Source organism: Klebsiella sp. 1SOBk5mer, from assembly GCF_046603115.1.
Classification (GTDB): Bacteria; Pseudomonadota; Gammaproteobacteria; order Enterobacterales; family Enterobacteriaceae; genus Klebsiella; species Klebsiella quasipneumoniae.
This window is the reverse complement of the sequence record NZ_JBKIUU010000004.1, coordinates 387662-394266: the sequence shown is the minus strand read 5'-3', so window position 1 is coordinate 394266 and position 6605 is coordinate 387662. Positions and strand designations below refer to the sequence as shown.

At 61.9% G+C, this 6605-nt stretch carries 6 protein-coding genes; 2 read left to right on the top strand and 4 right to left on the bottom strand.

What is annotated here, in order from left to right; genetic code table 11:
- The coding region (locus tag ACLH1U_RS12840; RefSeq protein ID WP_411299284.1) for a hypothetical protein at positions 1–210 on the top strand (210 nt) is incomplete at its 5' end.
- A 147-nt stretch (positions 211–357) separates the two neighbouring features.
- On the opposite strand, the gene ACLH1U_RS12835 is transcribed toward ACLH1U_RS12840, so the two are convergent.
- From ACLH1U_RS12835 to ACLH1U_RS12820, 4 genes are all read right to left on the bottom strand, one after another.
- Positions 358–1599 carry an LVIVD repeat-containing protein gene (locus ACLH1U_RS12835; protein ID WP_411299283.1) on the bottom strand — a complete coding sequence of 414 codons (1242 nt, stop codon included), beginning with the start codon at positions 1597–1599 and terminating at the stop codon, positions 358–360.
- 117 nt (positions 1600–1716) lie between these two features.
- On the bottom strand, positions 1717–2781 hold the full coding sequence (locus tag ACLH1U_RS12830; protein ID WP_032455089.1) for a sugar ABC transporter substrate-binding protein: 1065 nt from the start codon (positions 2779–2781) through the stop codon (positions 1717–1719).
- 20 nt (positions 2782–2801) lie between these two features.
- A complete protein-coding gene (locus ACLH1U_RS12825) occupies positions 2802–3800 on the bottom strand; it encodes an ABC transporter permease (RefSeq protein WP_044521561.1) in 999 nt (332 codons plus the stop codon).
- On the bottom strand, positions 3797–5299 hold the full coding sequence (locus ACLH1U_RS12820) for a sugar ABC transporter ATP-binding protein (RefSeq protein WP_411299282.1): 1503 nt from the start codon (positions 5297–5299) through the stop codon (positions 3797–3799). Before ACLH1U_RS12820 ends, ACLH1U_RS12825 begins: the two co-directional genes overlap by 4 nt.
- Before the next feature lie 163 nt (positions 5300–5462).
- On the opposite strand from ACLH1U_RS12820, the gene ACLH1U_RS12815 reads away from it, so the two are divergent.
- Positions 5463–6551, top strand: coding sequence for an oxidoreductase (locus ACLH1U_RS12815; RefSeq protein ID WP_085551152.1), 1089 nt, complete (start codon positions 5463–5465; stop codon positions 6549–6551).
- Positions 6552–6605 lie beyond the last annotated feature (54 nt).

The window sequence follows — 6605 nt, the reverse complement described above, 5'->3', positions numbered from 1 at the left end:
GGTAAGGCGAAAGCCGCCACCCGGCAGACATGCGAGCACAATAACGAAACAGGTTTGTCATCAGCCAGAAAAAGGCAATTGTCATTGCCTTTTTGCGTTGACCTTGCCCTCACCCCAGACCTCTCCCCCAGGGAGAGGGAGCAAACCCTAAAAAAGTGCAATCTTCTGGGATTGCCCGGCGGCGCTGCGCTTGCGCGGGCCTACAGATAACCGCATGACGGTTTGATATTGCAGTCTTTTGTAGGCCGGGTAAGGCGAAAGCCGCCACCCGGCAGACATGCGAGCACAATAACGAAACAGGTTTGTCATCAGCCAGAAAAAGGCAATTGTCATTGCCTTTTTGCGTTTACCTTGTCCTCACCCCAGATACTCAATCACCGACAGCCCGCCGTTGTAATCGGTGCTGTAGATAATGCCCTGCGCATCGACAAACACATCGCAGGACTGGATCACCCGCGGGCGGCCGGGACGGGTATCCATCATCCTCTCAGGAGCAGCCGGCACCAGCGCCCCGGTCTCCAGCGGACGATACGGGTTGGAAATATCGTACGCCCGCACGCCGGCATTCTGATAGGTGGCGAAGATAAGCGTTGAGCTGACAAAGCTCCCCGGCCGGTTCTCATGCAGGTTATGCGGCCCGAAGTGCGCCCCTTTCGCCACATAGTCGATTTCGTCAGGCTGTGGGAAAGTTGAGATACTCACCGGGTTCGCCGGCTCGCGAATATCAAACAGCCAGATCAGCTTCTCGCCGTCCTCCTGATTGTCGAGCACCGCTTCATCCAGCACCACCAGCAGATCGCGATCCGGCAGCGGCAGCGCGGTATGCGTTCCGCCGCCGAACGGCGGGCTCCAGTTGCGATGGCTAATCAGCGTCGGCTGGGTACGGTCTTTGACATCCAGCAGCGTCAGGCCGCCGTCGCGCCAGCTGCCGTAGGCGGTATCCCCGGCAATAATGGCGTGGTGCAGCGCATAGCGTTTACCCTGCGGCCAGTCCGGTGTTTCACCGCCCGCCTGGTGCATCCCCGGCAACCACCAGCGCCCGGCAACCTGCGGTTTACGCGGATCGGCCAGAACGATGGTCAGGAAGATGTAGTCGGTAAAACCGTCGATCAGCGCGGACACATACGCCCAGCGGCCGCCGACGTACCAGATGCGGTGAATGCCGATACCGCTCAGCGACAGAAAGCCAATTTCACGCGGCTTATCCGGCGTGGAGATATCAAACACGCGCAGCCCGGCGCTCCAGCCTTTGTCCTGCACATCGCTGACCGTGTCACCCACCGAGCGGGTGTAGTACACCTTCTCATCGGCAAAACGGGCATCGGCAAACAGATCCCGGGCGTTGATCACCAGCAGCAGATCGTCATGCGCCTGGAGGTGCACGTTCCAGGTGCCCGGCGGCGCGGCAATATAGTTGACCGTGGTGGGCCGGGTCGGATCGCGAACATCGACCACGGAAAAACCCTGCGACACCATATGGCCAATATAGGCGAATCCGCGATGCACCATCAGCTGGACGCCGTCCGGACGACCGCCCTGGTCGCTATGGCCGATCAGCCGCATATTGCGGCTGTATTCTGGGGAAGGTAATGCTGACATAGGGAATTCCTTTCGCCCGGTGGCGCTGCGCTTACCGGGCCTACGGGCGCTGTTGGTTTTCCCCCTCTCCCTGTGGGAAAGGGCAACAGGCCGCCCCCGCCGCCACCCGGCTTCGTTTTATTTGTTTTTCGCTTCCAGCGTCGCAAACCACGGCGCGATAAAGTCTTCCGTCTGGCCCCAGCCCGGAATGATTTTCCCCAGCGTGGCCACGTTCACCGCCCCCGGCTGGGCCGCCAGCAGCGCCTGCGGGATCGCCGCCGCCTTGAAGTCGTAGGTGGCCGGCGTCGGCTCGCCGGCGATCTTATTGGCGATCAGCCGCACGTTGGTCGCGCCGATAAGCTTCGGATCCACCGCCACGCTCACCTTCCACGGGCTGCCGGCTTCGCGCATCAGCTGCAGATCCTGGTTGGAAATATCAATACTGTAGAGTTTGATCTCGGTGCGGCCGTTCTCTTTCAGCGCCTTATAGGCCCCCTGGCTAAAGGCATCCCAGGTGCCCCAGATAGCGTCGATTTTCCCTTTCGGATATTTGGCGAGGATCGCCCCCACCTTGTTGGCAGTGTCGCCCTGCACATCGGACGAAACGGCGCCGATCGACTCCAGCTCTTTAATCCCCGGATTTTGCTTCAGCAGCGTCTGGTAAGCCGCCTGACGGCGCTCCATTGGCGGGAAACCCGCCACCCACAGCTTGACGATGTTGGCTTTGCCGTTGAAGTCTTTCACCAACTGGCCAAAGGAGAGATCGGTCAGTGAGGCGTCATCCTGCTGGCTGACCGTCACGCCGGGGATCTCGCCGCTCACCGCGGTATCGAACACCGCCACTTTGATCCCGGCGTCCACCGCCTTCTTCACCAGGGCCGTCGAATAGGGGTCACGCCCCTGGGAGAGAATAATGCCGTCGTATTTCTGGCTGATCGCCTGGTTGACGAAGTCCTGGAATTTGGCGTCATCGCCGTTGCTCAGGAAGGTGCTGATTTTGAAACCGAGCTTTTTGCCTTCCTGCAGCGCCCCGGCGACAAACTGGGTGGTGTTATCGTCAGACCCCAGGTTGCGGATCACTGCAATGCGGATCGGGCCATTGTGTTCGGCAATGGCCGCCGGCACCGGCGTCGGGGCGGTGGCCAGCGCCGCCGTCGACTGCAGCAGACCCAGCGTAATGAGAGAGAGTGCGATCTTTTTCATGCGGTTTACCCTGTAAAATGTTAAGTACGGCGCTGAAAATAGGTCAGTGCCAGCGCGCCAGCCAGTACCAGCCCTTTAATAATGTCCATCGCGTAATACGGCACCGAGAGCATCACCAGCCCGTTGGAGAGCACGCCGAGGATCACCGCCCCCACCAGCGTCCCCAGGGCGTTCGGTTTGCCGGAGCCGGCCAGCGAAAAGCCGATCCAGGCCGCCGCCACCGCGTCCATCAGATAGCCGCCGCCGGCGTTAACCTGCGACGATCCGATACGCGAGGCCAGCAGAATGCCGCCGAGCCCGGCCAGCAGCGAGGCAATCACGTACGCCGCCACTTTATAACGCGTGATCCGCAGGCCGGAGAGCCGCGCCGCCTCCGGGTTGCCGCCGATGGCGTACATCCGCCGGCCGTGGGTGGTGAACGACAGCGCCAGCTGGGCGACCAGCGTCACCACCAGCATGATGATGACGATGGTCGGCACCTGGCCCAGCGCGCCAAATGCCGCCGGGAGGGTGCCTTCCGCCATCTCGCCGCTCGGCAGCACCATGTTTTCGGTAATCGACCCGCCGTAGCTGTATGTCATTGCCACCCCCTGAATCACAAACAGGCTGGCCAGGGTGGCGAGCATGTCGGGGATGCGCAGCACCACGATCAGAAAGGCGTTAAACAGCCCCACCAGGGTGCAGAGCGCGAGGGTGATCAGAATGGCTTCGGTGGTCCCCAGGCCGTGCCAGACAAACAGAGAGATCACCAGGGCGTTGGCCAGCGACGCCGTCGATCCGACGGAAAGATCGAAGCCGCCGATGGTGAGGGAAATCGACACCCCAATGGCAATCACCGTCACGATGGCTATCGAGCGCAGAATGTTGATGATGTTGAACGGGTCAAGGAAGTTGTCCGAGGCGAAGCCAAAGACCGCCACCAGCAGCACCACGGTCAGCAACATGCCCCACTTATAGAGAAAATCAAAAAATCGCTGACGGCCCGATACCGTCGCGTTCACTGCCAGGGCCTTGCTCACGCTGCCGCTCCTCCGGTTGAATAATAAAGCAGTGTCTCTTCCCGGGCTTCCGCGCCGGGGATCTCCGCCACGATCCGTCCGTCCCATAGTACGCAGATGCGATCGCATAAACCGACCAGCTCGGCGAATTCACCCGAGGCATAAATCACCCCTTTGCCTTCCCGCGCCAGACCATCGATCAGCATGAACAGATCGGTTTTCGCTTTCACATCGACCCCTTTGGTCGGTTCGTCAAAAATCAAAACGTTGGCATCGCCGCGCAACCATTTGCCAATGGCCACCTTCTGCTGATTGCCGCCGGACAGACGGCGCAGCGTCTGACCGGGACCGGTGGCGCGCACGCCGAGGCGGGCTATCACCTCCTCCGCCCAGCGCCAGGCCTGGCGATGGCCGAACAGGCTCCAGTGCGAAAAGTGGTTATCGGCGCTGACCGCCAGGTTCATCGCGATCGGCTCTTCGATGAAAATGCCCTCTTTGCGCCGCTCCTCCGGGACCAGCACCAGGCCGCGCCCCACCGAGTCGGCGGGATCCCGTGGTCGCCACGGCTGGCCGTTCAGCTCGCCGCGCTGCACCCGGCTTTTGCTGGCGCCGAACAGCGCTTTGCACAGCTCGGTTTTGCCCGCCCCGGCCAGCCCGGCGATCCCCAGAATTTCCCCCTTACGCAGGCGCAGCGAGATATCCTGCAGCAGCGCCTCATCGTGCAGCCCTTCCACCTGCAGCAGCACGTCTTCACCGTGCGGCGGACGCGGCGGCGGGAAGATATCGCTCAGCTCGTGGCCCAGCATCTTTTCGACAATCTGTTCCCCGCTCAGCGGCGCCATCGGGCCACTCTCAATCAGACGCCCATCGCGCAGCACCGTCAGGGTGTCGCAGATCGCCTTCAGCTCGTGGATGCGGTGCGAAATAAACACCACCCCGATCCCCTGCTGCTGCAGACGGCGTACCACCGCAAACAGGCGTTCGCTTTCATGCTGATCCAGCGGCGCGGTGGGTTCATCGAGGATCAGAAAGCGGCAATGGTGCGACAGGGCGCGGGCCAGCAGGATCTGCTGTTTTTCGGCGAGCGTGCAGCTGTCAATAGAGCGCCTGACGTCCAGCGCCACGTCCAGCTGCGCCAGCGCCTCGCGCGCCAGCTGCCGAACCCGCGACCAGCGGAAGGTCGTCCCCGGCTCCGCCAGCCTGTCCAGCATGATGTTTTCGGCAATGCTCAGGCCCGGCACCAGCGCCACGTCCACCTCCTGCTGCACCAGGTGGATCCCCAGCTGTTTGGCATCCCGCGGCGAACGAATGGTGACCGGCTGGTTATTGATCGTCACTTCGCCCTGATAATGGGCGTGGGTGCCGCACAGCACCGCCATCAGCGTCGACTTACCCGCGCCGTTGGCGCCGGTCAGGGCATGCACCGACCCGCCATGAAGGGTGAAGGCCACCTTGTTCAGCGCCTGAAAGCCGGAGAAGGCCAGGCTAATGTTATGCATCTCAAGGCGATTCGCGCTCATCACTGCTCCCGTGCGGCAATTAATCTTCTGATTTAACGAATTTTTCATAGCCGCCGCTGGCTGACAACTGCGTAAAAAGCATAAGATACAACGAAATAATATTAGCCATCTGGATGTCCAGACATAACATCAGGTTAGCCCAACACCTATAAGGACAGCTTTCATGAGCAACAGCGAGATCCGCGTCGTGCCCGGCCCGGCCAACTATTTCTCCCACCCTGGCAGCCTTCAGCGGCTAAGCGATTTTTTTAACGCCGACCAGCTATCGCGGGCGGTGTGGGTCTATGGCGAGCGCGCCCTGGCCGGCGCCGAACCTTTTCTGCCGGCGGCCTTCCACCTGCCGGAGGCAAAAAAGATCCGCTTTACCGGCCACTGCAGCGAACGCGATGTGGCGGCGCTGGCGCAGGCCTCAGGTGACGATCGGGCGGTAGTGATTGGCGTAGGCGGCGGCGCGCTGCTCGACAGCGCGAAAGTGCTGGCCCGCCGCCTGGGAGTTCCGCTGGTGGCCATCCCGACCATCGCCGCCACCTGCGCGGCATGGACGCCGCTGTCGGTGTGGTACAGCGACGCCGGACAGGCCCTGAATTTTGAGATCTTCGATGACGCGAATTTCCTGGTGCTGGTCGAGCCGCGCATCATTCTCAACGCCCCGGCGGAGTACCTGCTGGCGGGCATTGGCGACACCTTAGCCAAATGGTATGAGGCAGTGGTGCTGGCGCCGCAGCCGGAGGCGCTGCCGCTCACCGTGCGGCTGGGGATTAACGGCGCGCTGGCGATCCGCGACGTGCTGCTGGCCAGCAGCGAAACGGCGCTGGCGGACCAGCGCCGCGGCGAGCTGACCCAGGCGTTTCGCGATGTGGTGGATGCGGTTATCGCCGGCGGCGGGATGGTTGGCGGGCTGGGGGAACGTTACACTCGGGTCGCCGCCGCCCACGCGGTGCATAACGGGCTGACGGTGCTGCCGCAAACGGATAAATTCCTCCACGGCACCAAGGTGGCCTACGGCATTCTGGTGCAAAGCGCCCTGCTCGGTCAGGATGAGGTCCTGGCGCAGCTGGTGCAGGCCTGGCAGCGCTTTAACCTGCCGGCGACGCTGGCGGCGCTGGAGGTCGATATCAATAACCGCGCAGAGCTTGACCGGGTCATTGCCCATACCCTGCGCCCGGGCGAGTCGATTCACTATTTACCGGTGACGTTAACCCCTGAGGTTCTGCGCGCGGCGTTTGAGAAGGTGGAATCCTTCAGCCGTTAATCACCCCGACCGTCTATACCTAATGATGATTCTCACCACTCTCGCAACGAGGTT

Bases quoted from the DNA above. Each gene is read 5' to 3' on its own strand.
- ACLH1U_RS12815 (WP_085551152.1), top strand. From the start codon at position 5,463: ATGAGCAACAGCGAGATCCGCGTCGTGCCCGGCCCGGCCAACTATTTC.
- ACLH1U_RS12835 (WP_411299283.1), bottom strand. From the start codon at position 1,599: ATGTCAGCATTACCTTCCCCAGAATACAGCCGCAATATGCGGCTGATC.
- ACLH1U_RS12820 (WP_411299282.1), bottom strand. From the start codon at position 5,299: ATGAGCGCGAATCGCCTTGAGATGCATAACATTAGCCTGGCCTTCTCC.
- ACLH1U_RS12830 (WP_032455089.1), bottom strand. From the start codon at position 2,781: ATGAAAAAGATCGCACTCTCTCTCATTACGCTGGGTCTGCTGCAGTCG.